General features: G+C 71.6%; 24 protein-coding genes. 10 read left to right on the forward strand and 14 right to left on the reverse strand.

Annotation, left to right across the window (positions count from 1 at the left end):
• Nucleotides 1-104: 104 nt before the first annotated feature.
• The 4 genes from ACGFMK_RS13020 to ACGFMK_RS13035 all read right to left on the reverse strand — a co-directional run bounded on the left by ACGFMK_RS13020 (nucleotide 105) and on the right by ACGFMK_RS13035 (nucleotide 3820).
• Nucleotides 105-458: a hypothetical protein gene (locus tag ACGFMK_RS13020; protein WP_392761521.1), complete on the reverse strand. Its 354-nt coding sequence runs from the start codon at nucleotides 456-458 to the stop codon at nucleotides 105-107.
• 116 nt (nucleotides 459-574) lie between these two features.
• On the reverse strand, nucleotides 575-1738 hold the full coding sequence (locus ACGFMK_RS13025) for a lactate 2-monooxygenase (RefSeq protein WP_392761523.1): 1164 nt from the start codon (nucleotides 1736-1738) through the stop codon (nucleotides 575-577).
• 46 nt (nucleotides 1739-1784) lie between these two features.
• Nucleotides 1785-2357: a GNAT family N-acetyltransferase gene (locus ACGFMK_RS13030; RefSeq protein WP_392761526.1), complete on the reverse strand. Its 573-nt coding sequence runs from the start codon at nucleotides 2355-2357 to the stop codon at nucleotides 1785-1787.
• Entirely contained in the window at nucleotides 2354-3820 is a 1467-nt protein-coding gene (locus tag ACGFMK_RS13035) for an APC family permease (protein WP_392761529.1), read from the reverse strand. The genes ACGFMK_RS13030 and ACGFMK_RS13035 overlap by 4 nt, the downstream gene beginning before the upstream one ends.
• A 216-nt stretch (nucleotides 3821-4036) precedes the next feature.
• On the opposite strand from ACGFMK_RS13035, the gene ACGFMK_RS13040 reads away from it, so the two are divergent.
• Both ACGFMK_RS13040 and ACGFMK_RS13045 read left to right on the forward strand, forming a co-directional pair.
• Nucleotides 4037-4678 (forward strand): GPP34 family phosphoprotein, encoded by a 642-nt coding sequence (locus tag ACGFMK_RS13040; RefSeq protein WP_392761531.1) that lies wholly within the window; start codon nucleotides 4037-4039, stop codon nucleotides 4676-4678.
• 50 nt (nucleotides 4679-4728) lie between these two features.
• Entirely contained in the window at nucleotides 4729-5889 is a 1161-nt protein-coding gene (locus ACGFMK_RS13045; RefSeq protein ID WP_392761534.1) for a saccharopine dehydrogenase family protein, read from the forward strand.
• Between the two features lie 346 nt (nucleotides 5890-6235).
• On the opposite strand, the gene ACGFMK_RS13050 is transcribed toward ACGFMK_RS13045, so the two are convergent.
• Complete coding sequence (locus tag ACGFMK_RS13050) at nucleotides 6236-7699, reverse strand: flavin-containing monooxygenase (protein WP_392761537.1); 1464 nt, start codon at nucleotides 7697-7699, stop codon at nucleotides 6236-6238.
• 66 nt (nucleotides 7700-7765) lie between these two features.
• On the opposite strand from ACGFMK_RS13050, the gene ACGFMK_RS13055 reads away from it, so the two are divergent.
• The 3 genes from ACGFMK_RS13055 (at nucleotide 7766) to ACGFMK_RS13065 (ending at nucleotide 10144) form a co-directional block, all read left to right on the forward strand.
• Entirely contained in the window at nucleotides 7766-8356 is a 591-nt protein-coding gene (locus tag ACGFMK_RS13055) for a TetR/AcrR family transcriptional regulator (protein WP_392761539.1), read from the forward strand.
• A 237-nt stretch (nucleotides 8357-8593) separates the two neighbouring features.
• A complete protein-coding gene (locus tag ACGFMK_RS13060; RefSeq protein ID WP_392761542.1) occupies nucleotides 8594-9439 on the forward strand; it encodes a chitosanase in 846 nt (281 codons plus the stop codon).
• 42 nt (nucleotides 9440-9481) lie between these two features.
• Complete coding sequence (locus tag ACGFMK_RS13065; RefSeq protein WP_392761544.1) at nucleotides 9482-10144, forward strand: L,D-transpeptidase; 663 nt, start codon at nucleotides 9482-9484, stop codon at nucleotides 10142-10144.
• Here ACGFMK_RS13065 and ACGFMK_RS13070 read toward each other — a convergent pair.
• Genes ACGFMK_RS13070 through ACGFMK_RS13080 form a run of 3 tightly spaced genes read right to left on the reverse strand, consistent with a single transcriptional unit; the run spans nucleotide 10134 to nucleotide 12283 of the window.
• Nucleotides 10134-11120: a PHP domain-containing protein gene (locus tag ACGFMK_RS13070; RefSeq protein ID WP_392761547.1), complete on the reverse strand. Its 987-nt coding sequence runs from the start codon at nucleotides 11118-11120 to the stop codon at nucleotides 10134-10136. The genes ACGFMK_RS13065 and ACGFMK_RS13070 overlap by 11 nt on opposite strands.
• Nucleotides 11121-11129: 9 nt before the next feature.
• The gene (locus ACGFMK_RS13075; protein ID WP_392761549.1) at nucleotides 11130-11633 is read right to left on the reverse strand and encodes a metallophosphoesterase family protein; all 504 of its coding nucleotides are present in this window, start codon (nucleotides 11631-11633) and stop codon (nucleotides 11130-11132) included.
• A complete protein-coding gene (locus tag ACGFMK_RS13080; protein ID WP_323334121.1) occupies nucleotides 11630-12283 on the reverse strand; it encodes a GntR family transcriptional regulator in 654 nt (217 codons plus the stop codon). The genes ACGFMK_RS13075 and ACGFMK_RS13080 overlap by 4 nt, the downstream gene beginning before the upstream one ends.
• Nucleotides 12284-12360: 77 nt before the next feature.
• Here ACGFMK_RS13080 and araD point away from each other — a divergent pair, with 77 nt between their 5' ends.
• The 3 genes from araD (at nucleotide 12361) to ACGFMK_RS13095 (ending at nucleotide 17241) form a co-directional block, all read left to right on the forward strand.
• On the forward strand, nucleotides 12361-14073 hold the full coding sequence (araD, locus tag ACGFMK_RS13085; RefSeq protein WP_392761551.1) for an L-arabinonate dehydratase: 1713 nt from the start codon (nucleotides 12361-12363) through the stop codon (nucleotides 14071-14073).
• 107 nt (nucleotides 14074-14180) lie between these two features.
• Nucleotides 14181-15971 carry a VanW family protein gene (locus tag ACGFMK_RS13090; protein WP_392761554.1) on the forward strand — a complete coding sequence of 597 codons (1791 nt, stop codon included), beginning with the start codon at nucleotides 14181-14183 and terminating at the stop codon, nucleotides 15969-15971.
• A gap of 64 nt (nucleotides 15972-16035) precedes the next feature.
• A complete protein-coding gene (locus ACGFMK_RS13095) occupies nucleotides 16036-17241 on the forward strand; it encodes an MFS transporter (RefSeq protein ID WP_392761556.1) in 1206 nt (401 codons plus the stop codon).
• Nucleotides 17242-17332: 91 nt separating this feature from the next.
• Here ACGFMK_RS13095 and ACGFMK_RS13100 read toward each other — a convergent pair whose 3' ends face one another.
• The gene (locus tag ACGFMK_RS13100; RefSeq protein WP_392761559.1) at nucleotides 17333-17632 is read right to left on the reverse strand and encodes a hypothetical protein; all 300 of its coding nucleotides are present in this window, start codon (nucleotides 17630-17632) and stop codon (nucleotides 17333-17335) included.
• Nucleotides 17633-17849: 217 nt separating this feature from the next.
• On the opposite strand from ACGFMK_RS13100, the gene ACGFMK_RS13105 reads away from it, so the two are divergent.
• Nucleotides 17850-19127, forward strand: a complete 1278-nt coding sequence (locus ACGFMK_RS13105; protein ID WP_392761561.1) for a GGDEF domain-containing protein — start codon at nucleotides 17850-17852, stop codon at nucleotides 19125-19127.
• A 109-nt stretch (nucleotides 19128-19236) separates the two neighbouring features.
• Here ACGFMK_RS13105 and ACGFMK_RS13110 read toward each other — a convergent pair whose 3' ends face one another.
• Nucleotides 19237-19632 (reverse strand): winged helix-turn-helix transcriptional regulator, encoded by a 396-nt coding sequence (locus ACGFMK_RS13110; RefSeq protein WP_392761564.1) that lies wholly within the window; start codon nucleotides 19630-19632, stop codon nucleotides 19237-19239.
• A gap of 49 nt (nucleotides 19633-19681) precedes the next feature.
• On the opposite strand from ACGFMK_RS13110, the gene ACGFMK_RS13115 reads away from it, so the two are divergent.
• Entirely contained in the window at nucleotides 19682-20608 is a 927-nt protein-coding gene (locus ACGFMK_RS13115; RefSeq protein ID WP_392761567.1) for an NADP-dependent oxidoreductase, read from the forward strand.
• Between the two features lie 36 nt (nucleotides 20609-20644).
• Here ACGFMK_RS13115 and ACGFMK_RS13120 read toward each other — a convergent pair whose 3' ends face one another.
• The 4 genes from ACGFMK_RS13120 to ACGFMK_RS13135 form a co-directional block, all read right to left on the reverse strand.
• Complete coding sequence (locus ACGFMK_RS13120) at nucleotides 20645-21997, reverse strand: TrpB-like pyridoxal phosphate-dependent enzyme (RefSeq protein ID WP_392761568.1); 1353 nt, start codon at nucleotides 21995-21997, stop codon at nucleotides 20645-20647.
• Nucleotides 21998-22079: 82 nt separating this feature from the next.
• The gene (locus tag ACGFMK_RS13125) at nucleotides 22080-22382 is read right to left on the reverse strand and encodes a hypothetical protein (protein ID WP_392761571.1); all 303 of its coding nucleotides are present in this window, start codon (nucleotides 22380-22382) and stop codon (nucleotides 22080-22082) included.
• 60 nt (nucleotides 22383-22442) lie between these two features.
• Nucleotides 22443-22730: an SAM-dependent methyltransferase gene (locus tag ACGFMK_RS13130; protein WP_392761574.1), complete on the reverse strand. Its 288-nt coding sequence runs from the start codon at nucleotides 22728-22730 to the stop codon at nucleotides 22443-22445.
• Nucleotides 22731-22843: 113 nt separating this feature from the next.
• Nucleotides 22844-23668 (reverse strand): DUF72 domain-containing protein, encoded by an 825-nt coding sequence (locus ACGFMK_RS13135; protein ID WP_392761969.1) that lies wholly within the window; start codon nucleotides 23666-23668, stop codon nucleotides 22844-22846.
• Between the last annotated feature and the right edge of the window lie 39 nt (nucleotides 23669-23707).

Below are 23707 nucleotides of genomic sequence, written 5' to 3' on the forward strand. Positions count from 1 at the left end.
CTCCTGAATATCCCCCCGGCGTGACCGGCGGCACCCCGAAACGCCGTGAAGGCCACCTTGAGGGACTCAGAGTCCCTCGAGGTGGCCTTCACGGACGACGAGCGTCAGCGAGGCTGGCCCGGCTGCTGCGGGTACTGCTGCTGGGCGTACGGCTGCTGCTGGGGCGCCTGACCCGGGTACTGCTGCTGCGGCTGGCCCGGGTAGCCCTGCGGGGCGCCCGGCGCCGGCGGCTGCTGCGCGAACTGCTGCTGCGGCTGCGGCGTGGCCTTCGACCGGCCGAGCACCAGCGCGCCGATGATCAGCGCGACGCCGACCAGGCCCAGCACGATCCCGAACGTCGGCTGCATGTCGTCGGCCCACGAGAGCAGCCGGAACTCCATGTCGAACTGCTCGAGGACGAAGGTGCCGAAGCCGAGGACGGCGAACAGGATGCCGATCCGCATCATGATGGAAGACATGGAAAACCCCCAACGGGCAAGGAAAAACGGGAGCAGGCCGCCCCGACGGCCCGCAATGGGACTCGAACGATAATGGCCGGTCCGAGCCCTGTCCCCGGATTTCCCGATTTGTTATCTCACGTCCGCTGGAGCGAGTCCGGGCCCAGGTCGGCGAGGGTGCGGTGGCCGGAAAGTCCCATCGTCAGGTCGAAGTCGGCCAGCAAGCTCCGCAGCACGTGCCGCACGCCGTCCTCGCCCGCGTGCGCCAGCCCGTAGACCCACGGGCGGCCCAGCAGCACCGCGCGGGCGCCCAGCGCGAGCGCCTTGAGCACGTCGGCGCCGGTGCGGACGCCCGAGTCGAACAGCACCTCCAGCCGGTCGCCGACCGCCGCGACGATGCCCGGCAACGCCTCCAGCGCGCCGATCGCGCCGTCGACCTGGCGGCCGCCGTGGTTGGACACGACGATGCCGTCCATCCCAGCCTCGGCCGCGCGGCGCGCGTCGCCGACGTGCTGGATGCCCTTGAGCACGATCGGGCCGTCCCAGTGCTCACGCAGGAACGGCAGCTGGTCCCAGGTCCGGTCGGAGCCGGTGATCAGGCCGATCCAGCGCAGGATCGCGGCAGGCGGGTCCTCCTCCGGCGTCTTCTCCAGCAGGCCGCGGAACACCGGGTCGGTGAACCCGACGGCCAGCCCCTCACCCTTGAGGAACGGCAGGTACGCCTGGTCCAGATCGGACGGTCGCCAGGCCAGCGTCCACGTGTCGAGGGTGACGACCAGCGCGGTGTAGCCGGAGGCCTTCGCCCGGGCCAGCAGGCTCGCGCAGACGTCCGGGTCGCCGGGCCAGTACAGCTGGAACCAGCGCGGGCCGTCGCCGTTGGCTTCGGCGACGTCCTCGATGCCGGTGGACGACGCCGTGGACAGGATGAACGGCAGGCCGACCGAGGCGGCGGCGCGGGCGGTGGCGGACTCCGCGTCCGGGTGCACGATCGACTGGACGCCGACCGGGGCGACGGCCACCGGCGCGGGCAGCCGCGTGCCGAGCACCGTGGTCGAGAGGTCGCGGTCGGTGGCACCGGTCAGCATCCGCGGCACGACGCGCCAGCGGTCGAACGCCTCGCGGTTGGCCAGGGCGGTCGCGCCGGAGCCGGCCGCGCCCGCGACGTAGGAGAACGGGCCGGGCGCCATGACCTCGCGGGCCGACGCTTCGAGCTTCGTCGCGTCGGTCGAGCACGGCGGCAGCTGACCACCGAGTCCCTGCAGGTAGAGCTCGTTCTGGTAGCTGCCGAAGCGTTCGGTCACGTCTGCCTCCTCGCGTTCGAAGGCGCACTGTACTCGCCGGTACGGCTCAGCCCGGGAGACGCCGCATCGGCTGCATCGGCGGTCCGCCGGGCGGCGCGAACGCCGGCCCGTGGTCGGTGAACCCGAGGCGCCGGTAGAGCCGCGCGCTCTCCGGTGAGCTGGCTTCGAGGTAGGTCCACGCGCCTTCGGCGTCGTAGCGGTCGAGGCCGTGCCGGAGCAGCCGCGCGCCGAGGCCTTCCCGCTGCCGGCCGGGCAGGACTCCGATGAACTGCGCGTGCCAGTGCGGTTCGCGCGGCTCGCGGGCGGCCATCAGGCCGAGCAGGGCGCCCAGCCGGTGCAGCTCGTCGTCGTCGAGCCCCGGGATCAGGAAGTCGCCGTCGGTGTCACCCCCGGCGGGGGTCCAGATCACCGCGGCCGCGTGGTCGGTGGTCACGTCGACGTTCCCGGTCGCGATGCCGAGCTCGGCGAGCGCGCGGAAGAACGCCGGGTGGGCGCGGGTGCGGCGGCGGTCGTCGCCCGGGAAGATCCAGCGGCTCATCGGGTCGTCCTGGAACGCCGCGACGAGAACGCCGACGACGGTGTCCACATCGGACGGTCCCGCGGACCGGACGTCGCTCATCGGCTCACCGGCTCCTCGGCTTCACGGACCGGCCCGCCGATCCCGGCGTAGACGTCCGGGCGCCGGGTGCGCAGGGACTCGGCCCGCAGGAAGCCGGCCAGCCCGGCCAGCACCAGCAGCCCCGGCAGGCCCCAGCGCAGCAGCGGGTTCGCGCCCTCCGGGCCGAGCAGGACGTCGAAGTGGGCGACGACGAGCACCAGGATCACGCTCAGGGCCAGCGCGGCCAGCAGCGGCGCGAACCGGCTCCGCCAAGGCGTCTCCGCACCCGGGTGCCGCCGGAAGAAGCCGACCACGGACAGCGATACCGCGATCATGATGATCGTGACGCCGGTCGACGCGGTGACGCCGGTCCAGGTGAACAGATCCGTGAACGGGTCGCGGCCGGCCAGCGCGAACGCCGCGACGACGACGAACGCGATCGTGGTTTGGACCAGGGAACCGCCGATCGGCGCGCCGGTGCGCTTGCTCGTGCGGCTGAACCCGACGGGCAGCAGCCCTTCCCGGCCGAGCGCGAAGAAGTAGCGGGACACCGCGTTGTGGAAACTCAGCATCGCGGCGCACTGGCTGGTCAGGAACAACACGTAGGCCACGTGGGAAAACACCGGACCGAGGTGTTCCCCGGCCAGGCCGAACAACAGTCCCGGCCCTTCGGCGGCGGCCCGTTCGACGATGTGACCGGGCCCCGTCGCGACCGCCATCCCCAGTGCGGAAACGACGAACAGCACCGCGGTCAGGCCGATCGCGATGTACGTCGCGCGGCCGACCGTCCGGCTCGGGTCGCGGCATTCCTCACCGTAGGTCGCGGCGCCTTCGAAACCGAGGAAAACCGCGATGGAAAACGCGAAGACGGCGCCGACACCGCCGGTGAACAGGCTCGACGGTGAAAGCGGGGTCAGCGAAACGTGCCCGCCCGCCGGGTGCGCGAACAGCCCGGCGTCCGCCACCACCAGCACGGCGACTTCCAGCGCCAGCGCGACACCGAGCACCTTCGCGTCGAGGTCGATGCGCAGCACCCCGGCCGCGCCGGCGGCCAGCACCGTGAGCAGCGCGATCAGCCACCACGGCACGGTCACGCCGAACAGCGCGGCGAGCCACGTCGAAACGGAAAGGCCGAAGATGCCGTAGATCCCGAGCTGGATCGAGCTGTAGGCGACCACCGTGACGTACGCGACCCCGGTGCCCGCCGATTTCCCGATCCCGTGCGCGACGTACGGGTAGAACGCGCCGGCGTTCGTGATGTAGCGGCTCATCGCGGCGTAACCGGCGGCGAACAACGCGAGCACCGGAGCCAGCACCACGAACGAAAGTGGCACGCCGATACTGCCTGTCACAGCGTAAGTCGCCGAAACCCCGCCGGCGACCGCGTACAGCGGACCGGCCGCCGCGACGATGAAGAACACGATCTGGGCGGCACCGAGCCGCCGGGTGCCGAGGCCGCGCCGTTCCGGCGTGTGCGTGCGCATGAACCTTTCCCCGCATCGAAAACCGCTGGCCGCCGGGCGTTCCCCAGTTCCCCCGCGCCGTGGTGATCTTGGCGGCGGTCCACAGCGTAGGGGCAGCGGACCCAACGGCGGTACGGCCGATCGGGGTAAAACACCGATGGCGCCGAAAACCGCACCGGAGCGTACCGCTATCTTCGGCATCCTTCCCGTCGACAGCCCAGGGGGCCCATTTCCGTCATGCGCCGGCTCACCTTGGTCGATTCGTTCTTCTTCCTCGGGCACGACGAGTTCACCGGGCGCGCGGTGCTCGGCCGGACGTCACTCGGCATCGGGCTGGCCGGCGCGGTGTTGTGCGACCTGCTGTTCACCGACCGGATCACCGTCGAAGACCGCAGGGTCCGCCCGATCACCCGGCGGCTGCCGGGAATTCCGACCATGGACCGGATCTTTTCCGAAATCCTTTCCGAAACGGCCGCCCACGGCGTGCGCGACTGGATCGACCACCTGCGCGCGACACTGCCGTCGATCACCGCCGACAACCTGATCTCGCTCGGGCTCGTGCGCCGGGCACCCGATCGGGTGCTGTTGCGCCGCACGCACCGCTACCCGCCCGCGGACCTGCTCGTCTCGACGGCCGCGCGGAGCAAGGCCCGCTCGGCGGTCTTCGGCGTCGACCGGCCCGACCCGCATTCGGCGTGCCTGGCGCTGCTCGCGTGGACCGCGGGGGTCTCCGACCTGTGCGAACCGGAACTCGGCCGGGCGCAGGTGCGGGCGTGGATGGCCGACACGCACGAGGCGCTCCCGCGCCGCATCGCCGACGTGATCACCGGGGTGGAGGCGGTCGCGGCGGCCGTCGTCTACACCGGCGACCGCAAGTGACTGCCGAGTAACCTGAGCGCGTCCCGCCGTCGACGTCCTCTGGAGGAGACATGCGCGCGCACGACGTGGTCCTGTTCGGCGCCACCGGCTTCACCGGCGGCCTGACCGCCGAGTACCTGGCCCGGCACGCGCCCGCGGACCTGCGCTGGGCGCTGGCCGGGCGCAACCGCGGCAAGCTCGAGGCCGTGCGGGCGAAGCTCGCGGAGATCGACGACCGGTTCGCCGCGCTCGACCTGCTCGTCGCGGACTCCGGCGACCCGGCGTCGCTGCGCGCGGTCGCCGAGGCTGCGAAGGTGGTGATCACGACGGTCGGGCCTTACCTGGACCGCGGTGAGCCGCTGGTGGCGGCGTGCGCCGAGGCGGGCACCGACTACGTCGACCTGACCGGCGAGCCCGAGTTCGTCGACCTGATGTACCTCAGGCACGACCGGCGTGCCCGCGAGACCGGCGCGCGGCTGGTGCACTCGTGCGGGTTCGACTCGATCCCGCACGACCTCGGCGCGTGGTTCACCGTGCGGCAGCTGCCCGAAGGCGTGCCGCTGCGGGTCGACGGTTACGTCCGGGCGAGCGGAATGCCCTCGGGCGGCACGTTCCTCAGCGCGCTGACCGTCATGGGACGGCTGCCGGCCGGGGCCCGCGCCGCTCGCGAGCGCGCCGCCGCCGAGCCACGTCCGGCGGGCCGGTTCTCCCGCGCCCCGCTCGGCCGCCCGCACCGGCTGGCCGGCCCGGGCTGGTGGGCGGTGCCGCTGCCGACGATCGACCCCGAGGTCGTCCGGCGGTCGGCGACGGCGCTCGAGCGCTACGGCCCGGACTTCACCTACCGGCACTTCGCCGCGGTCAAGCACCTGCCGGTGCTGGCGGGCGGCGCGGTCGGCGTCGGGGCGCTGTTCGCGGCGGCGCAGGTCCCGCCGGCCCGGCGAGCGCTTTCCCGGCTGCTGGCGCCCGGCAACGGGCCGAGCCCGCAGCGCCGGGCCCGGTCGTGGTTCTCGGTGCGGTTCGTCGGCGAGGGCGGCGGCAAGCGCGTGGTGACCGAGGTGTCCGGCGGTGACCCCGGTTACGACGAGACGGCGAAGATGCTCGCGGAGTCGGCGTTGTGCCTGGCGACCGACGACCTCCCGGAGACGGCGGGCCAGGTGACCACCGCGGCCGCGATGGGTGACGCCCTGCTCGACCGGCTCGGCAAGGCGGGGATCCGCTTCGAGACGCTCTGACCGTCCTCAGTGGACTGCCGGGGCGGGCAGCCCACCGAGGACCGGGTCAGCCCACCAGCAGGTGGACCAGGTGGCCGACGCCGTGGATCGCGAAGTAGGCGATGTCGGCGGCCGCGTAGACGATGTCCGAGATACCCATGGTGAATCCTTTCGCCAGTGTGCTCAACGGAGAGTTACTGCGCGGTAACACCTTGAGCATTAGGCCGAATGGCCCAGCAAGCCAGGTTTGCCGATCGTTTTGCCCCGCGCGGGGGATGAATGAGACAAATCACCTCGCGCCGGGAATGAACTGGGTCACACGAGGGGTGCAGCCGGCCGCGATCCGTGCCGTGGCGCGGTTTCGTGGTCACCGGACGGCTTGGATCTCGTAGTCCGTTTCGTCGAACGAACCCACCTGCGTCCGCAGCCGGGCGGTCGAGAACGGCCAGCTGAAACTGTTGCGGCCGTTCACGTCCGTGTAGTAGCTCGAACAGCCGCCGGACTGGTAGACGGTGCCCGGCAGCGCCGCCTGGACCTCGGCGTTGAACGCTTCCTGTGCCTCCGGCCGCACCGAGACGGCGGCCCAGTCCGAACGCAGTGTGCGCGTCACCGCGGCCACCGTGTGCCGCAGCTGGGCTTCCAGGATCATGAACGCCGACGTGTGCCCGGTGCCGAGGCTCGGGCCGAGCAGCAGGTACAGGTTGGGGAACCCGGCGACCGTCGTGCCGCGGAACGCCTGCGGGCTGCCCTTCCAGTGGTCGTCGAGGCTGCGGCCGTCGCCGTCGAACACGCGGGCCGACACCGGCATGTCGAGGATGTGGAAACCGGTGCCGAAGATGATCGTGTCGACCTCGGCGGCCGAGCCGTCCGCACCCAGCACCCGGTTGCCGTCCACCGAAGACACCGCTGTCGCGTGGACGTCCACTGTGGACCGTGTCAGCGCGCGGTAGTACGTGTTCGACATCAGCAGGCGCTTGCAGCCGAGCGTGTAGTCCGGCGTGAGTTTCCGGCGCAGCACCGGATCGCGCACGGTCAGCCGCAAGTGTAAAAGGCCGAGCCTCTGGACCTGCCGCAGCAGCCACGGGTGCCGGAAGCCGAGCCCGAGCGTCTCCATGGCGCCGTACTCCAAGCTGCGCAAAGCCCGTTGCAGCGCCGGGAACCGCCGCAACAGGAACCGTTCGACGCCCGGGACGTGGTGGTCCGGCTTCGGCAGCACCCACTGCGCCGTGCGCTGGAACAGGTGCAGCCGCTCGACCCGGGGAACGATCTCCGGGACGAACTGCACCGCCGACGCGCCGGTGCCGATCACCGCGACCCGTCTGCCCGCGAGGTCGTGGTCGTGGTTCCAGCGGGCGGAGTGGAAGACCTCGCCGGGGAACGTGTCGAGGCCGGGCAGGTCCGGGATCAGCGGCTCGTGCCACGGGCCGGTGCCCGCGACCAGAATCCTTGCCGTGTAAGGCCCCCGGGACGTCTCCAGCTCCCACCGCGCCTCCAGCGCGTTCCACTGCGCACGCGTCACCTCGACGCCGAAGTGGATGCGCTCGGTGATCCCGAACCGCGAGGCCGTGTCACGCAGGTAGGCCCGGATCTCCGCCTGCCCGGCGAAGGCGCGCGTCCACTCCGGATTGGGGGCGAACGAGTACGAGTAGAGCGCGGACGGCACGTCGCAGGCGCAGCCGGGATAGGTGTTGTCGCGCCAGGTCCCGCCGAGCGTGTCGGCCTTCTCCAGCACGGCGAGGTCGTCGACGCCGGCCTGGCCGAGCCGGACGGCGGCCCCCAGCCCCGACGCCCCGGCGCCGACGACGAGGACCGCGAAGTCGCGTTGATGCATTTTCGGAGACTAGCAGTATCTCGATACTGCCGGTACCCCGATTCCGGACCCGGCTAGAGTGAACGCATGGCCCGACTCACCCGCGCGGAAAGCCAGGCGCGCACCCGCGAGCAGCTCATCGAGACCGCCAAGCAGCTCTTCCTGCGTGACGGCTACTCGGTGACGTCGCTCGAGAAGGTCGCCGACGAGGCCGGGTACTCGAAGGGCGCGGTCTACTCGAACTTCCGCAACAAGGACGAGCTCTGCCTGGCGGTGCTCGACCGGATCCACGACGAGCAGGTCGCGGCGGTCGCCGAGGCCCTGGTCGGCGCGGACGGGATGGAAGGGCTGCTGGCGGCGTTCCAGTCCTGGGCCGAGCGCAGCATCGGCGACGAGGCGTGGACGGCCCTGGAGGTCGAGTTCGCCACCAACGCCCGGCGCAACCCGCACGTCCGCGCCGAGCTGGCCGCGCGGGACAAGACCATCCGCGACACCATCGCGGGCCTGCTCTCGGGATACGCCGAGCGCTTCGGGATCACGCTCCCGATGTCGGCCGACGACGCCGCGACGGCGTTGCTCAGCCTGGGCATCGGCCTGGGCGTCCAGCGCGCGATCGACCCGACGATCCCGGTGAACGTGCTGCCGGACGTCATCCGCATCTTCGCCGGCGCCCGCTGACCACGTCGAAATCGTCTACTTCGGCTCGCCTTTTTTCCCTATTTGCCAACAAAGTCGTCCCCCCTTGTGGCGGTGCTGACCCTTCGCTACCGTGGCGCTACGCCGCAGCACCACCAGCAACCCGTTTCCGGCAGCCGAAGGGCCACCGAATTCCGGGTGCTGTCCGCCATGCCCACAGCGTCATTGCACAACGGCCGTGCTCCCCCACGGCACGTTCCGCGGAAAGGGTTTTCTCCCATGAGCAAGAAGTTGCGGCCGGTCCTGATCGGCGCGCTCGGCGCGGCCTCCGTCGCCGCCCTCGTGATCACCACGCCCGCGCTCTCCTCGGCCGCCCCCGCGCCACTGGCCGCGCAAAGCGCCTCCGTCAAAGCCACCGGCGACCTTTCCGTGGCGGCGAAGAAGGAGATCGCGATGAAGCTGGTCTCCAGCGCGGAAAACTCCTCCCTGGACTGGAAAGCGCAGTACAAGTACATCGAGGACATCGGCGACGGCCGCGGGTACACCGCCGGCATCATCGGTTTCTGTTCCGGCACCGGGGACATGCTCGAGCTGGTCGAGGCCTACACGAACGCCGTGCCGGACAACCCCCTCGCGAAGTACCTGCCCGCACTGCGGAAGGTGAACGGCACCGACTCGCACAGCGGGCTCGGCTCGGCGTTCGAAAGCGCCTGGAAGCAGGCCGCGGCCACCACGGCGTTCCAGACCGCGCAGAACAACGAGCGCGACCGCGTGTACTTCAACCCGGCGGTGAGCCAGGGCAAGACGGACGGCCTCAGCAACCTCGGCCAGTTCGCCTACTACGACGCCATCGTCATGCACGGCCCCGGCGACAGCTCCGACAGCTTCGGCGGCATCCGCAAGGCCGCGATGAAGAAGGCGAAGACGCCGGCGCAGGGCGGCGACGAAGCGACGTACCTCAAGGCGTTCTTCGCCGCCCGCAAGGTCATCATGAAGCAGGAGGAGGCGCACGCCGACACCTCCCGCGTCGACACCGAGCAGCTGGTGTTCCTCAACGCGGGAAACTTCGACCTGCACACCCCGCTGAAGTGGAAGGTGTACGGCGACTCGTACACCATCAACTGACGACAGTGCGCCGCCGGCGTGGCGCCGCTAAGGTCTCGAGCCATGGGCAGGAGACTCCTCGGCGCCACGCTGGCCGCAGCCGCGTTGCTGGCCACCGCCGCGAGCCCCGCCGGAGCCGTCCCGCCGTCCTTCCGCGGGAAGGCCGGCCAGGTCGTCACCGTCGTCGCGGACTCGGCGAGCGCGACCACCGCCGTGCTGACGGCGTGGCAGCGCACCGGCAACGGCTGGACCAGGGCGTACGGCCCGGTCAGCGCGTTCGTCGGGAAGGACGGGATCGGCTGGGCCGGCGAATCGACGTCGCACACCCCGGCCGGCGTCTGGACGCTGACCGAGGCCTTCGGGATCAAGCCGTCCAACGGGACCCGGCTGCCGTACCGGCAGGTCACCACCTCGGACTGGTGGGTGTCCGACGTGAAGTCCCCGTACTACAACAAGCACTTCTCCTGCGCTCCCGGCACCTGCCTGTTCAACGAAGCCGCCGGTGAGGACCTCGGCAAGGCGGGCCCGGTCTACGGCCACGCCGTCGTGCTCGACTACAACCGTTCGCCCGTCGTGCCGGGCGCCGGATCGGCGTTCTTCCTGCACGTGAGCAACGGGAAGCCGACCGCGGGCTGCGTCGCGATCCCGGGCGCGGACCTGGACGCGGTGATGCGCTGGCTCGACCCGGCGCGGCACCCGGTCGTCGACATCTCGGTCAGCGGCTGAGCAGCTCGTCCGCGGTGCGGGTGTTGATGATCCGCTCGGGCCCGATCCCGGCCTTGATCGCCCGCTCGCAGCCGTAACCCTGCCAGTCGAGCTGGCCGGGCGCGTGCGCGTCGCTGTCGATCGCGAACTCGCAGCCGAGTTCCGCGGCCAGGCGCAGCAGCTTCATCGGCGGGTCGAGACGTTCGGGCCGCGAGTTGATCTCGACCGCGACGCCGTTCTCGCGGCAAGCGGTGAACACCGCCTTGGCGTCGAACTCCGACTCGGGACGGCCGCGGCCGGTGACCAGCCGGCCGGTGCAGTGCCCCAGCACCCGGACGTGCGGGTTCCGCACCGCGGCGAGCATCCGCCGGGTCATGTCCTTGGCCGGCATCCGCAGCTTCGAGTGCACGCTCGCGACGACGAAGTCGAGCTGCGCGAGCAACTCCTCTTCCTGGTCGAGCGCGCCGTCGTCGAGGATGTCGACCTCGATGCCGTGCAGCAGCCGGAACGGCGCCATCAGCTCGTTGGCCTTGGCGACGATCTGCATCTGCGTCCGCAGCCGGTCGGGCGACAGCCCGTTCGCGACGGTCAGCCGCGGCGAGTGGTCGGTCAGCACCATCCAGTCGTGCCCGAGCTCACGGCCCGCGACGGCCATCTCCCCGATCGAGCTGCCGCCGTCCGACCAGTCGGAATGGGTGTGGCAGTCGCCCTTCAGCGCGGACCGCAGCGGTTCGCCGTCCGGCAGCTTCGCTTCGACGATCTTCTCGCGGTACGCCGGATCCCGGCCGGCCAGCGCGTCTTCGATGACGCCGGCGGTGGCCTTCCCGATCCCGGGCAACGACGTGAGCGTGCCGTTCTCGGCCATCGACGCCAGCCTGCCGGCATCGGTCTTGTCGACGGTCGCGGCGGCGTTGCGGAACGCGCGCACCCGGTAGCTCGGCTCCCCCGCGCGTTCCAGCTGGAACGCGATCTCCCGCAAGGCCCATGCCGGATCCATGGGACCTTCCTACCCCCTCGGGGGCAGTTCGTGCAGCTCGACGTCCGTCAGCGCACCTTCCGAGATCCGCGCCGTCTGGTAGGTGCAGAACGGCTGACGGCGGCGGTCGGTGGGCGAACCCGGGTTGAGCAGGCGCAGGCCGGCCGGGGTGGTCGTGTCCCACGGGATGTGGCTGTGGCCGAACACGAGCACGTCGGTGTCCGGGAACCGCGCGTCACACCGCTGCTCGCGGCCCTGCTTCGCGCCCGTCTCGTGGATGACGGCCAGGCGGACGCCGTCGAGGTCCGCCCGGGCGATCTCCGGCAGCCTCTCGCGGAGTGCCGGGCCGTCGTTGTTGCCGTAGACGCCGATGAGCCGCTTGCTGCGCGCCTCCAGCTCGTCGAGCAGGGTGACGTCCACCCAGTCACCCGCGTGCACGACGACGTCCGCGGCCTCGACCGCCCGCCAGACCGGCTCGGGCAGCACGCGGGCGCGGCCGGGGAGGTGGGTGTCGGAGACGATCAGGAGCTTCACTCGATGGCCTTCAGCACGCGTTCCAGGAAGCCGCCGATGTGGTCGCGCAGCAGCGTGGCCGCGCCGTCGGCGTCGCCCTTCTTGGCCGCCGCGAGCACGGCCTTGTGCTCGGCCCACTCCTTCTTCCAGCTGGGGTTGGCCTCCCAGCCGACGACGGTGATCAGCGCCGCGCGGTCCTTGAGGTCGTCCAGGATGGAGACCATCAGCGGGTTGCCGCAGCCGCGGTAGAGCGCGCGGTGGAACCGGCGGTTGAGCAGGCTGAGCGCGACCTGGTCCTTGTCCGCGATCGCCGCCGACGCCTCCTTCAGCGCGTCCGCGGCGTCTTCCAGCAGGTCCGCGTCGCGCCGCTCGACGGTGCGCCGGACGGCTTCGGGCTCGAGCACCGTCCGCACGTCGTAGACGGACCGGGCCAGGTCGGCGTCGACCACGCAGACCGACGCGCCCTTGTACGGGCTGAACGTCACCAAGCCGGAGTTGGAGAGCACCTTGAGCGCCTCGCGCACCGGCGTCTTCGACACGCCCAGCCGCGCGGCCAGCTCGGCTTCGACCAGGGGCTGGCCGGGAAGCAGCTCGCGGGTGAGGATGCCGCGGCGGATCTCTTCCAGGACCACTTCGGTCCGGGATGCGGGCAGGCTGAACGTCCCGGTCATGGTGCGCTCCCTCGGTCGTGTCGGAGCTCATTCAACCAGCCCCTCAGGATCATATATCAGATGCCATACTGGGTGACATGAAGCGACCCGAGGAGCTCCGCAGCCACCGGTGGTACGGCGGCGACGACCTGCGCGACTTCAGCCACCGCGCCCGCAGCCGCCAGCTGGGCTACAACCCGGAAGAGCACCTCGGCAAGCCGGTGATCGGCATCCTCAACACGTGGTCGGACATCAACCCGTGCCACATGCACCTGCGGGAACGCGCCGAGCAGGTCAAGCGCGGGGTGTGGCAGGCGGGCGGCTTCCCGCTGGAGTTCCCGGTGGCGACGCTCTCGGAGACCTACCAGAAGCCGACGCCGATGCTCTACCGCAACCTGCTCGCCATGGAGACCGAGGAGATCCTGCGGTCCTACCCGATCGACGGCGCGGTGCTGATGGGCGGCTGCGACAAGACCACGCCGGCGCTGCTGATGGGCGCGGCCAGCGCGCGGCTGCCCGCCGTCTTCGTGCCGGCCGGGCCGATGCTGCGCGGGCACTGGCGCAATGAGGTGCTGGGCAGCGGCACCGACATGTGGAAGTACTGGGACGAGAAGCGCGCGGGCCGGATCGGCGACGCCGAACTGTCCGAACTGGAGCGCGGGCTGGCCCGGTCGCCCGGCCACTGCATGACGATGGGCACGGCGTCGACCATGACGTCGGCCGCGGAGGTACTGGGCGTGACGCTGCCGGGCGCGGCGTCGATCCCGGCCGTCGACTCGGCCCACCACCGGATGGCCGCGGCGAGCGGCGCGCGGATCGTCGGCATGGTCTGGGAGGACCTGACCATCACGCAGGTGCTGGACAAGCGCGCGTACGCGGACGCCATCACGACCGTGCTCGCCCTCGGCGGCTCGACCAACGCCGTGATCCACCTGATCGCGATGGCCGGACGCAGCGGGATTCCGGTTTCGCTGGCCGATTTCGACGCGATCGCGCGGAACGTGCCGGTGCTGGCCAACATCCGTCCCGGCGGTGACTGGCTGATGGAGGACTTCTACTACGCGGGCGGCCTGCCGGGGCTGCTGTCGCGGCTGACCGACCTGCTGCACCTCGACCGGCCGACGGTCACCGGCCGGACCCTCGGCGACAACCTCGCGTCGGCGTCGGTGCACGACGACGACGTCATCCGGCCGCGCGACAACCCGGTCGCCGCCGAGGGCGGGGTCGCGGTGCTGCACGGCAACCTGGCGCCGTCGGGCGCGGTGATCAAGCACATCGCCGCCGAGCCGGACCTGCTGACCCACACCGGCCCGGCCGTGGTCTTCGAGAACTACCGCGACCTGAAGAAACGGATCGACAACCCGGCCATCACCGCGGATTCGGTGCTGGTGCTGCGCGGCTCCGGCCCGCTCGGCGGCCCGGGCATGCCGGAGTACGGGATGCTGCCGATCCCCGCGCACCTGCTGGCGGCCGGGGTCCGCGACATGGTCCGGATCTCCGACGCCCGGATGAGCGGCACGAGCTACGGGGCGTGCGTGCTGCACGTGGCGCCGGAGTCCCACGTGGGCGGCCCGCTGGCGCTGGTCCGTGACGGCGACCTGATCACGCTGGACGTCCCCGGCCGCAGGCTGGTGCTGGAGGTGTCCGATGAGGAGCTGGCCCGTCGTCGTGCTTCGTGGACGCCTCCCGCGCCGCCGTTCGAGCGGGGTTACGGGGCGCTCTACGCCGAGCACATCACCCAGGCCGACGAGGGTTGCGACTTCGACTTCCTGGCCAGGGCGGGCCACAACCCGGAGCCCGACGCGCGCTGAGCGTCCGGTTCATCCCCCGTTAGGGCGAGTCGTACGGCTTGTCCGGGTGCCACGTACGCTGGCCCCGTCACCGGCGCGATCGGGCGCCGCGTTGAAGGGGTGGAGAGTTGCCGTACGAACCGCGCTGGCCCGAGTCACACGGTGAGCAGACGGACGTCCTGCCGGTCGTCCGCCCCGACGCCGAACCCGAAACCCCGGTCAAGCCACCGAACCGGAAAAGCCTGCGCACGGCCGGCTGGATCGCCGGTGGCGTCTTCGGGCTGCTGGTCGTGGTCTACGGCGTCGACCTGCTGGCCAGCCAGGGCAGCGTCCCGCGCGGGGTGACCGTCGCGGGGGTCGACGTCGGCGGCATGGACCGCGCCGCCGCCGAGCAGGAGCTGCGCGGGCAGATCGAGCCGCGGCTCACCCGTCCGCTGGCCGTGACGGCCGGCGACGTCGGAGGCACGCTGTCCCCCACCCTCGCCGGGCTGACCCTCGACTGGACGCAGACGCTGGACCAGGCCGGCGAGCAGCCGCTGAACCCGTTCACGCGCCTCTCCTCCCTCTTCTCCAGCCGCGAGGTCGGTGTCGTCAGCCAAGCCGACGACGCCAAGCTCGCCGCCGCGCTCGACCGCCTCCGCGGCCAGGTCGACCGCGAGGCCGCCGAAGGCACCGTGAAGTTCGAGGGCACGAACCCGGTCGCCGTCGCGCCGAAGCCCGGGCAGAAGCTCGACGTCGAGGCCGCGAAGGCCGCCGTCGTCGAGAAGTGGGCTCGCGGTGAGACCCTCGCCCTGCCGGTGACGAGCACGCCGGTCCGCACCACCCCGGAAGGCGTCCAGGCCGCGCTAGAGCAGTTCGCGAAGCCCGCCGTCTCGGGCCCGCTGGTCGTCAAGGGCGACGGCAAGAACGCCACCGTCAAGCCGGACGTGATCGCCGCGGCGCTGAGCTTCGAACCCGCCGAGGGCGGCGGGCTGACCCCGAAGATCGACAACGCCAAGATCGCCGACGCCGCCAAGCCGCAGCTGAAGTCCACCGAGAAGGAGGGCAAGGAGGCGACCATCGTCTTCGAAGGCGGCAAGCCCACCGTGGACCCGTCGACCGACGGCCGGACCATCGACTGGGACCCGAGCCTCAAGCCGCTGCCCGACGTCCTGAAGAAGACCGACGGCCGCGAGGTCGCCGCGATCTACCAGGACAGCCCGGCGAAGGTGACGACCGACCAGGCGAACCAGCTGGGCGTCAAGGAAGTCGTCGGCGAGTTCACCACCGGCGGCTTCGCGGCCGACTCCGGCACGAACATCCGCGTGGTCGCGCAGAAGGTGAACGGCGCCATCGTCAAACCGGGGGAAACCTTCAGCCTCAACGGGTTCACCGGCCCGCGCGGCAAGCCGCAGGGCTACGTCGAGGCGGGCGTGATCGAGAACGGCGCCCCGGCGCGCGAGGTCGGCGGCGGCATCTCGCAGTTCGCGACGACGCTGTACAACGCGTCGTACTTCGCGGGCATGAAGGACGCGGGGCACAAGGAGCACAGCTACTACATCAGCCGCTACCCCGCCGCGCGCGAGGCGACGGTGTTCCAGAACCCCAACGGTGCCAGCGTCATCGACATCAAGTTCACCAACGACTCGCCGACCGGCATCGCGATCCAGACGATCTGGACGCCGTCGTCCCTCACCGTGAAACTGTGGGGCACCAAGCGCTACACCGTCGAGTCGATCCCGGGCACCCGGGTCAACCCGAGCGACCCGCCGACCAAGCCGGGGCCGGCCGAGAACTGCCACGCCTCCACCGGCGCGCCCGGCTTCACCACCACCGACACCCGTGTGCTCAAGGACGTCTCCTCCGGCCGTGAGATCAGCCGCTCGACCCGGACCGTCCGCTACAACCCGCAACCGAAAATCACCTGCGGCCCCTCCTAACGGCCGTTCACCGGCTGCTTCCACGCCGGTACGCTGAGTGCTTCCGCGAGTCACCGGGGGCGCGATGACGGCACGTGCGGCAGGGTTCCGGGACGTTCTCGCGGTGTCGGAGTTCCGGGCGCTGTTCGGCGCCCAGCTGGTCTCCGTCACCGGTGACCAGCTCGCGCGCGTCGCGCTGTCGATCCTGGTGTACGACCGCACGAACTCGCCCGGCTGGGCCGCGCTGACCTACGCGCTGACGTTCCTGCCCGACCTCGTCGGCGGACCGCTGCTGTCCGGCCTCGCCGACCGCTACCCGCCGCGGCGGGTGATGGTCGTGGCCGACGTCGTGCGCGCCGTCGCGGTGACGGCGATGGCGCTGCCCGGGCTGCCGTTGCCCGCGGTGGCCGCGCTGCTCGTCGGCGTCCAGCTGTTCAACCCGGTGTGGAACTCCGCACGGGCCGCGCTGATGCCGCAGGTGCTGCCGGACGAGACGTTCGTGCCGGGGATGGGCCTGCTGATGATCCTGGTGCAGGCCGGGCAGGTCGCCGGGTTCGCGCTCGGCGGGCTGCTCGTCGCCTGGCTCGGCACCGCCGGCGCCCTGCTGGTGGACGCGGCCAGCTTCGCGGTGTCGGCGCTGCTGCTGGCCGCGGGTGTGCGGGCGCGGCCGCCGCGGGCCGAACCCGGCGTCCGCTGGTGGCGCCACGTCCGCGCGGGCTGGACGGTGGTCGTCGGCGACCGCCGCCGGCTCGCCCTGGTGGCGCTGGGGTGCGTGTCCGGGATCTACATCGCGGGCGAGGCGATCGCGGCGCCGTACGCGGCCGAGCTCGGCGGCGGCGCGGTGGCGGTCGGGCTGCTGCTCGGGGCGTACGCGCTGGGCAACGTCGTGGGCATGGCCGCGCTGTCGCGCATCCCGCCCGAGCGGCGCGGCAGGCTGCTCGGGCCGCTCGCGGTGCTGGCGTGCGCGGCCCTGCTGGGCTGCGCGCTGCGGCCGGACCTCGGGGCGACGCTCGCGCTGCTCACCCTGTCCGGGATCGCGGCCTCCTACAACCTCATCGCCAACACGACGTTCGTCCAGCTGACCCCGGAAGCCCAGCGCGCGCAGGCGTTCGGCTTCGCGCTGACGGCGTTGCGGGTCTCACAGGGGCTGGGCGTGGTGCTCGCCGGGCTCGCGGCCGAGCGGGTGGCCCCGCACGGCGTGGTGGCCGCGGCGGGTGCGGTGGGCGTGCTCGCGGCGTTCGGCGCGGCCCGGCTCTGGCACCGGGCGCAGCCGGCCGCCGAGCCGTCCTGAGCGAGCCGGGTGCGCCGGTCCCACAATGCCGTGTCGGCCGTTCCCCGGCGACCGGTCCCTCCTCGGGTCCCGGTCACCGGGGTGCCGGTTCTCAGAAGCGCGTCCAGTCGGTGGGGCGCTGACCGGTGCGGGTCGTCCAGTCCGTCGGGCACTCGGGCAGTGGTGCGACGCCGGCGCCGGCCTCGGTGCCGGCCCAGTCGGTCGGCAGCTGGTGCGCGGTCCAGTCGGTCGGCAGTTCGCGCGCGGTCCAGTCGGTCGGGATCTGCCGCGCGGTCCAGTCGGTCGGGATGGACCGGGTCCAGTCCGTCGGCAGCTGACGCGTCCAGTCGGTGGGCCGCTGCGCGCGACGGCGGGACGGGACGATGTTGGCGTTGGGCAGGAAGTGCGACATGATTTCTCCTTATGGTGTGCGATGTGGGGCGATCTTGCACGGTGCGTAACCGGACGGTAGCCCGACCAGCCTAGTGACACACCGCGTTCATTCGATTACAGTGACGATTCCGCGAACAGTTCCGTCCTGGAAAGAGGGGCGTTCCGTGGGATTCTCCGGGTCCCAAGGGTGTAAGCCCAGCTCAGAACGTCCACGATCGGGTATCCGTGCGTGGGCCATGTGGAAGCTGCCCACTCCGGTGTTCGGTTATGTCCTCGTGGTCGACGTACTGGCTCTGGTCGCCGTGGCCGCGACCGCCGGGCTCGTGCCGATCACGAGCCAGTCGACGCTGTGGTGCGGCCTGATCCTCGCCGGCGAGATCGTGCATCTCGAAGCGGCACAACGCATCGAGCGCATCCGCGAGCTCGCCGCGGACGGCCGGCCGCACATGCACCTGCAGTCGATCTGGATCTTCGCCGGGCTGCTCCTGCTGCCGCCGCCCCTGGCCACCTTGGTGATCGTGGTCAGCTACGCCCACTCGTGGTTCCGCGTCTACAAACGACGGGGCGTGGTTCACCGGAAAGTGTTCTCCGGGGCGACCGTGATCCTGGCCTGCACCGCGGCGGGCGGCGTGCTGACCGCCGGCACCGGCGGGCACGTGGCGCCGTACGTACCTTACCTCGACGGGTTCGGCGGGATGACCGCGCTGCTGGCGTCCGGGATCGTCTACTTCGGACTCAACTACGTGCTGGTGATCCTCGCGATCGTGCTGAGCAACCCGGGAAAGCCGCCGCGGCAGGCGTTCGGCAACCCGTCCGACGTGCTGATCGTGCTCGCCGCGGTCGGCGTCGGCTGCGGCATCGCGCTGGTCATGACGGTCCGGCCGTGGCTGCTCCCGGTCCTCATGGTGACGCCGGTGGCCCTGCACATCGGGCTGCTGCTGCCGCAGTTCCAGGCCGCCGCGCGCACCGATTCGAAGACCTCGCTGCTGGCGCCCGAGTTCTGGGTGCAGCTGGCCCGCGCCGAGCTGGCCCGCGCGGCCGAGCTGTCGTCGACCGCGGGTGTGCTGATGATCGACATCGATCACTTCAAGACCATCGACGACAGCAACGGCCACCTGGCCGGTGACGAGGTGCTGCGCGCGATCGCGGCGGTCGTCCAGGGTTCGGTGCGTGGCGGCGACTACGTCGGCCGCTTCGGCGGTGACGAGTTCGTGGTCCTGCTCCCCGGCGCGACGAGCGCGGAGATCGTGGCCATCGCCGACCGCATCCGCGCCGCGATCGCCGGCATCGAGGTGCCGGTCCCGGTGGTCCGCCCGGGCAAACCCGAGGTGATCACCGGCCTGACGGCGTCGATCGGCGCGGCGGTGTACCCGGAAACGGCCAAGGAGTACACGATCCTGCTGCAGGCGGCCGACGACGCGGTGTTCGCGGCGAAGGAAGCGGGCCGCGACCGGGTCGTCCTGGCCGGCAGCCACACCGAGCTGATCCGCCCCGAAATCCCCGACGTGCTCTGAGCACGGCCCGGATGCGGCCGGCCGCGCGCCGAGGCCGAAAGGCTGCGCACGAAAGGAAAGCTCGTCTCGGCGGTCCGGCGGAGCGGCGCGCTTTCCGGCGCCTTCGCGTTCACGCTGAAGCGCTGAGCCCGCCTCGGGCGTCCGGCTCGGGAGCGGCATCAAGGGCGTCGAGCACCGCCTCGCCGTTCGCCCGCGCCCACTCGGTCAGCGTGTGGATCGGCTCGATCAGCGTCGCCCCGAGCGGGGTGAGCTCGTACTCGACCCGGGGCGGCACCTCGGCGTAGGCGTGGCGGCGGACGAGCCCGTGCGCCTCGAGCCGGCGCAGTGTCTGGGTGAGCATCTTGCGGGAGACGCCGCCGATCAGCCCGGCCAGGTCGCCGTGGCGCACCGGGCCCTCGCTGAGGCCGTAGAGCACGACCGCCGTCCACTTGTCGGCGAGCAGCTCGATCGCCAGGCGTGCCGGGCAGTCGGCGAGAAAGGGGCCGCCGGCACCGAATCCGCTCATGGCACCAAAGGTACCCGCGGGTTCCTGTCGGGTGCCTAGCGTGTGTGGCATGCGCATCATCACCCAGCACACGCTCGGCGGTCCCGAGGTGCTCACCATCGAGGACGCGCCGGAGCCCCGGCCCCGGCCGACCGAAGTACTCGTCCGCGTCGAGGCGATCGGGCTGAACCCGCTGGAAGCGCGCTTGCGTGACGGCGAGTTCCCGCTGCTCGGCCCGCCGCCGTTCGTCCTCGGCTGGGACATCAGCGGTGTGGTCGAGCAGGCGCAGACGTGGCGGTTCCGGCCCGGCGACGAGGTGTTCGGCATGCCGCTGTTCCCGCGGGCGGCCGGCGCGTACGCCGAGTTCGTCGCGGCGCCGGCGCTGCACCTGGTGCGCAAGCCGGCGTCGCTTTCGCACGTCGAGGCGGCGGCCCTGCCGGTCGTCGGGTTGACGGCGTGGCAGGGCCTCGTCGACCTCGGCGGCGTGACCGAGGGCCGCCGCGTCCTGGTCCACGGCGGCGGTGGCGGGGTCGGCCACGTCGCCATCCAGCTCGCGAAGGCGCTCGGCGCGCACGTGATCACGACCGCGAGCGGGAGCAAACGGGAGTTCGTGGCGGGGCTCGGCGCCGACGAGGTGATCGACTACACGAAGGCCGACTTCGCCGAGGTGGTCCGCGACGTCGACGTCGTGCTCGACACGCTCGGCGGTGACGCCGCCGAGCGGTCGCTCGGGGTGCTCCGCCCCGGCGGTCACCTGGTGACGGCGGTCGCCGAGGAGGATTCGGCGCTCATCGCCAAGTACGAGGCGGCCGGCCTGCGCTTCAGCGGCATCGCCGTCGAGCCGGATCCCGTTGCCCTGCGGGGTCTCGTGGACCTCGTCGACCAGGGCAAGCTGCGGGTCCACGTGCAGGAGACGTTCCCGTTCGACCGCGTCGCCGACGCGCACCGGCGGCTCGAGGGCGGGCACCTCCAGGGCAAGGTGGTCCTCACCGTCTGATCCCGGCAGGGCCGCGAGGCCCCGGCGGGACGGCCGCTACGGCAGCGTGGCCAGGGCCTCCTCGAGGGCGGCATCGGACAGCTCGTTGTCGACCATGTCGCCCGCGAGGTAGGCGCCGTAGGCCGGCAGGTCCAGGTGGGCGTGGCCGCACAGTGCCGTGAGGATCACCTTCTCCTCGCCGGTTTCCTTGCACCGCAACGCTTCCTGGATGCACGCGGCGAGCGCGTGCGTCGGCTCCGGGGCCGGGATGATGCCCTCGGAACGGGCGAACCGCACACCAGCGGCGAAGCACTCCTGCTGCCCGATGGCGATCGCCTCGATCAGGCCGAGCTCGTAGATGTGCGAGATCAGCGGCGACATCCCGTGGTAGCGCAGGCCACCCGCGTGGATCGGGTCGGGGATGAAGTCGTGGCCGAGCGTGTGCATCTTGAGCAGCGGGGTGAGCCCGGCGGTGTCGCCGAAGTCGTAGGCGTACTTCCCGCGCGTCAGCGACGGGCACGCGGCCGGCTCGACCGCGCGGATCACCGGGTCCATCCGGCCGGCCAGCTTCTCCCGCAGGAACGGGAAGGCCAGCCCGCCGAAGTTGGAGCCACCGCCGGTGCACCCGACGAGGAGGTCCGGGGTGTCGCCGGCCTGCTCGAACTGGCGCAGGGCCTCCTCGCCGATGATCGTCTGGTGCAGCAGCACGTGGTTGAGGACGCTGCCCAGCGCGTACCGCGTATCGGGGTCCTGCGCCGCCTGCTCGACCGCCTCGCTGATGGCGATGCCGAGGCTGCCGGTCGAGTCGGGGTGCTCGGCGAGGATGGCCTTGCCGGACTCCGTCAGCTCCGACGGGCTGGGGTGCACCGTCGCGCCGAACGTCTCCATCATCAGCTTGCGGTAGGGCTTCTGGTCGTAGGAGGCGCGGACCTGCCAGACCTCGCACTCGAGGCCGTACTGCGCGCAGGCGAAGGCGAGCGCGCTGCCCCACTGGCCGGCGCCGGTCTCGGTGGTGAGCCGGGTGACGCCCTCCTGCGCGTTGTAGTACGCCTGCGGCACCGCGGTGTTCGGCTTGTGGGAGCCGACCGGGCTGACACCTTCGTACTTGTAGTAGATCCGCGCCGGCGTCCCGAGCGCCTTCTCGAGCCGGCGCGCGCGGTAGAGCGGAGACGGCCGCCAGAGCCGGTAGACCTCCCGCACCTCCTCCGGGATGTCGACATAGCGCTCTGTCGTCACTTCCTGCTCGATGAGCGCCTGCGGGAACAGCGGAGCCAGATCGGCCGGCCCGACCGGCTCACGGGTGCCGGGATGCAGCGGCGGAGGCGGCGGCTCGGGCAGATCGGGGATGACGTTGTACCACTGGGTCGGGAGATCGGCTTCGTCCAGGATGTACTTGGTGCGTTCGGCCATCACGCCTCCTTGGGTCGGCGATGAATCAACTTAGGACGGGTTCCGCACGGAAGCCAGTCGTGGTCCGGTGGGGTTGCCCCTGCTACGGCAGTGGCGCGGGCGCGGGTGTGGCTGCCGTGGCCAGGACGCGTCGCAGTCCGTCGAAGGTGGCCAGGACCCGTTGTGCCTCGGCTTGCATCGACTGCATCGCGAGGTCGTCGCCGGCGTCGAGGGTGAGGGCCCCCTGCCACAGCGCTCGTTCGGCCGGCCGCCACGCCGGTTTGCCGGTGACCTCGACGTCCACGAATCCGGCGCGCGGCAGCTGCCCGAGCAGATCCAGCTGCCGCAAGAGCGGCGACAGCCGCTCGTCGCCGGCGTCCAAGGCCTCCCAGCAGGTGATGACCAAGCGCCCGCCGGGAAGGAGACCGCGTCGACCGACGCCGTGGCCAGACCCGTTCCGGTCAGTTCACCCACCTGGAAATCGGCTCGATCCGCCAACCCCCAGCGTCTGTGCCCGGTGCCGAGCCTGCTCGGTCGCGACCGCCGAAAAGTCCACCCCGGTCACGCGGCAGCCGCTGCGCCGCGCGATTTCCAGCCCGTACCCTCCCCGGCCGCCCGCCAGATCCAGCAGGACCTGCCCAGCACGCAGGTCAAGCGCCGCCACGACCTCGTCGAGCCCGGCTCCGCTCAGCAGGCTGGTGGACTGCAGGTCCGGCGGAAGGCCGAGCACGCGCCGCACCAGCTCGTCGGCCACCGGCGACTCCGTCCGATCCGCGTACCAGCGGTCGAACTCCGCAGCGCTTCTCGTCACCCTCCGACCGTCTCACACCGGCGAGCGCGTAGCCGAAAGGCGCTGAACGACTTCGCTCAGAAGAGGGTCGCGGGCTCGACCGGTTCCGGTTCCGGCAAGGCGTCCAGATCGGGCACCAGCGCTCGCACGTCGTCGTGGAAGCGGCGGGCGAGCGCCGGCGCGTCGTTGTTGTCGGGGGTGTGCAGGAACACCGTCGGCGACCGGCCCTCGCGCAGCCAGCCGGCGACCACCGCGGCCCACGGCCGCCAGCCTTCGACCGTCTCCTCGACCGAGTCCCGGCCCAGGTAACGGACGACCGGCCGGTCGGTCAGCGCGCGCGTCCGCCGCGGCAGCCGTGGTTTCCTGGCCCAGGCGTCCTGCTCGGCCTCGCTGGTGGGCGGGCGCCGGAAGAAGACCGTGGTGTCGAACGGCACCCACTCGGCGTCCGCGACGGCGAGCGTCCCTTCCAGCAGGGACGTCGATCCGGCGTCGGTGAAGAAGTCCGGGTGGCGTACCTCCACGGCGCGCCGGAGGCCGGCCGGGAGCCGGCGCAGGAAGCGGCCGAGGTCGTCGACGTCCGGCGGGCCGAACGAGCCGGGCAGCTGGGTCCACAGGACCGCCCGTTCGCCGAGGGGTTCGATGGCGTCCAGGAACGCCCGCATCTCGGCTTCGACCCCGGCGAACCGGCGCTCGTGCGTGACGACCTTGGGCACCTTGACCACGAACCGGAAGCCGGGATCGGTCTGCTGCGCCCAGCTCACGACGGTGTCGCGGGCGGGAGTCGCGTAGAAGGTCGTGTTGCCCTCGACCGCGTTGCACCAGCCGGCGTAGGCCCGCAGGCGCTCCTTGGCCGGCAGGGACTGCGGCAGGAACCGCCCGGGCCACGCCTTGTGCGTCCACATCGCGCAGCCGACATGTAGCCGTGCCACTCCGTCAGCTCC

The organism is Amycolatopsis sp. NPDC049252 (genome assembly GCF_043197175.1).
GTDB lineage: Bacteria > Actinomycetota > Actinomycetes > Mycobacteriales > Pseudonocardiaceae > Amycolatopsis.

What these genes read in the sequence shown, in the direction of transcription:
- ACGFMK_RS13135 (WP_392761969.1), bottom strand. Translation starts at nt 23,668, where the DNA reads ATGTGGACGCACAAGGCGTGGCCCGGGCGGTTCCTGCCGCAGTCCCTG.
- ACGFMK_RS13040 (WP_392761531.1), top strand. Translation starts at nt 4,037, where the DNA reads ATGCGCCGGCTCACCTTGGTCGATTCGTTCTTCTTCCTCGGGCACGAC.
- ACGFMK_RS13080 (WP_323334121.1), bottom strand. Translation starts at nt 12,283, where the DNA reads ATGACCGGGACGTTCAGCCTGCCCGCATCCCGGACCGAAGTGGTCCTG.
- ACGFMK_RS13120 (WP_392761568.1), bottom strand. Translation starts at nt 21,997, where the DNA reads ATGGCCGAACGCACCAAGTACATCCTGGACGAAGCCGATCTCCCGACC.
- ACGFMK_RS13020 (WP_392761521.1), bottom strand. Translation starts at nt 458, where the DNA reads ATGTCTTCCATCATGATGCGGATCGGCATCCTGTTCGCCGTCCTCGGC.
- araD (WP_392761551.1), top strand. Translation starts at nt 12,361, where the DNA reads ATGAAGCGACCCGAGGAGCTCCGCAGCCACCGGTGGTACGGCGGCGAC.
- ACGFMK_RS13060 (WP_392761542.1), top strand. Translation starts at nt 8,594, where the DNA reads ATGAGCAAGAAGTTGCGGCCGGTCCTGATCGGCGCGCTCGGCGCGGCC.
- ACGFMK_RS13035 (WP_392761529.1), bottom strand. Translation starts at nt 3,820, where the DNA reads ATGCGCACGCACACGCCGGAACGGCGCGGCCTCGGCACCCGGCGGCTC.
- ACGFMK_RS13065 (WP_392761544.1), top strand. Translation starts at nt 9,482, where the DNA reads ATGGGCAGGAGACTCCTCGGCGCCACGCTGGCCGCAGCCGCGTTGCTG.
- ACGFMK_RS13100 (WP_392761559.1), bottom strand. Translation starts at nt 17,632, where the DNA reads ATGTCGCACTTCCTGCCCAACGCCAACATCGTCCCGTCCCGCCGTCGC.
- ACGFMK_RS13030 (WP_392761526.1), bottom strand. Translation starts at nt 2,357, where the DNA reads ATGAGCGACGTCCGGTCCGCGGGACCGTCCGATGTGGACACCGTCGTC.
- ACGFMK_RS13110 (WP_392761564.1), bottom strand. Translation starts at nt 19,632, where the DNA reads ATGAGCGGATTCGGTGCCGGCGGCCCCTTTCTCGCCGACTGCCCGGCA.
- ACGFMK_RS13045 (WP_392761534.1), top strand. Translation starts at nt 4,729, where the DNA reads ATGCGCGCGCACGACGTGGTCCTGTTCGGCGCCACCGGCTTCACCGGC.
- ACGFMK_RS13055 (WP_392761539.1), top strand. Translation starts at nt 7,766, where the DNA reads ATGGCCCGACTCACCCGCGCGGAAAGCCAGGCGCGCACCCGCGAGCAG.
- ACGFMK_RS13105 (WP_392761561.1), top strand. Translation starts at nt 17,850, where the DNA reads ATGTGGAAGCTGCCCACTCCGGTGTTCGGTTATGTCCTCGTGGTCGAC.
- ACGFMK_RS13095 (WP_392761556.1), top strand. Translation starts at nt 16,036, where the DNA reads ATGACGGCACGTGCGGCAGGGTTCCGGGACGTTCTCGCGGTGTCGGAG.
- ACGFMK_RS13070 (WP_392761547.1), bottom strand. Translation starts at nt 11,120, where the DNA reads ATGGATCCGGCATGGGCCTTGCGGGAGATCGCGTTCCAGCTGGAACGC.
- ACGFMK_RS13115 (WP_392761567.1), top strand. Translation starts at nt 19,682, where the DNA reads ATGCGCATCATCACCCAGCACACGCTCGGCGGTCCCGAGGTGCTCACC.
- ACGFMK_RS13050 (WP_392761537.1), bottom strand. Translation starts at nt 7,699, where the DNA reads ATGCATCAACGCGACTTCGCGGTCCTCGTCGTCGGCGCCGGGGCGTCG.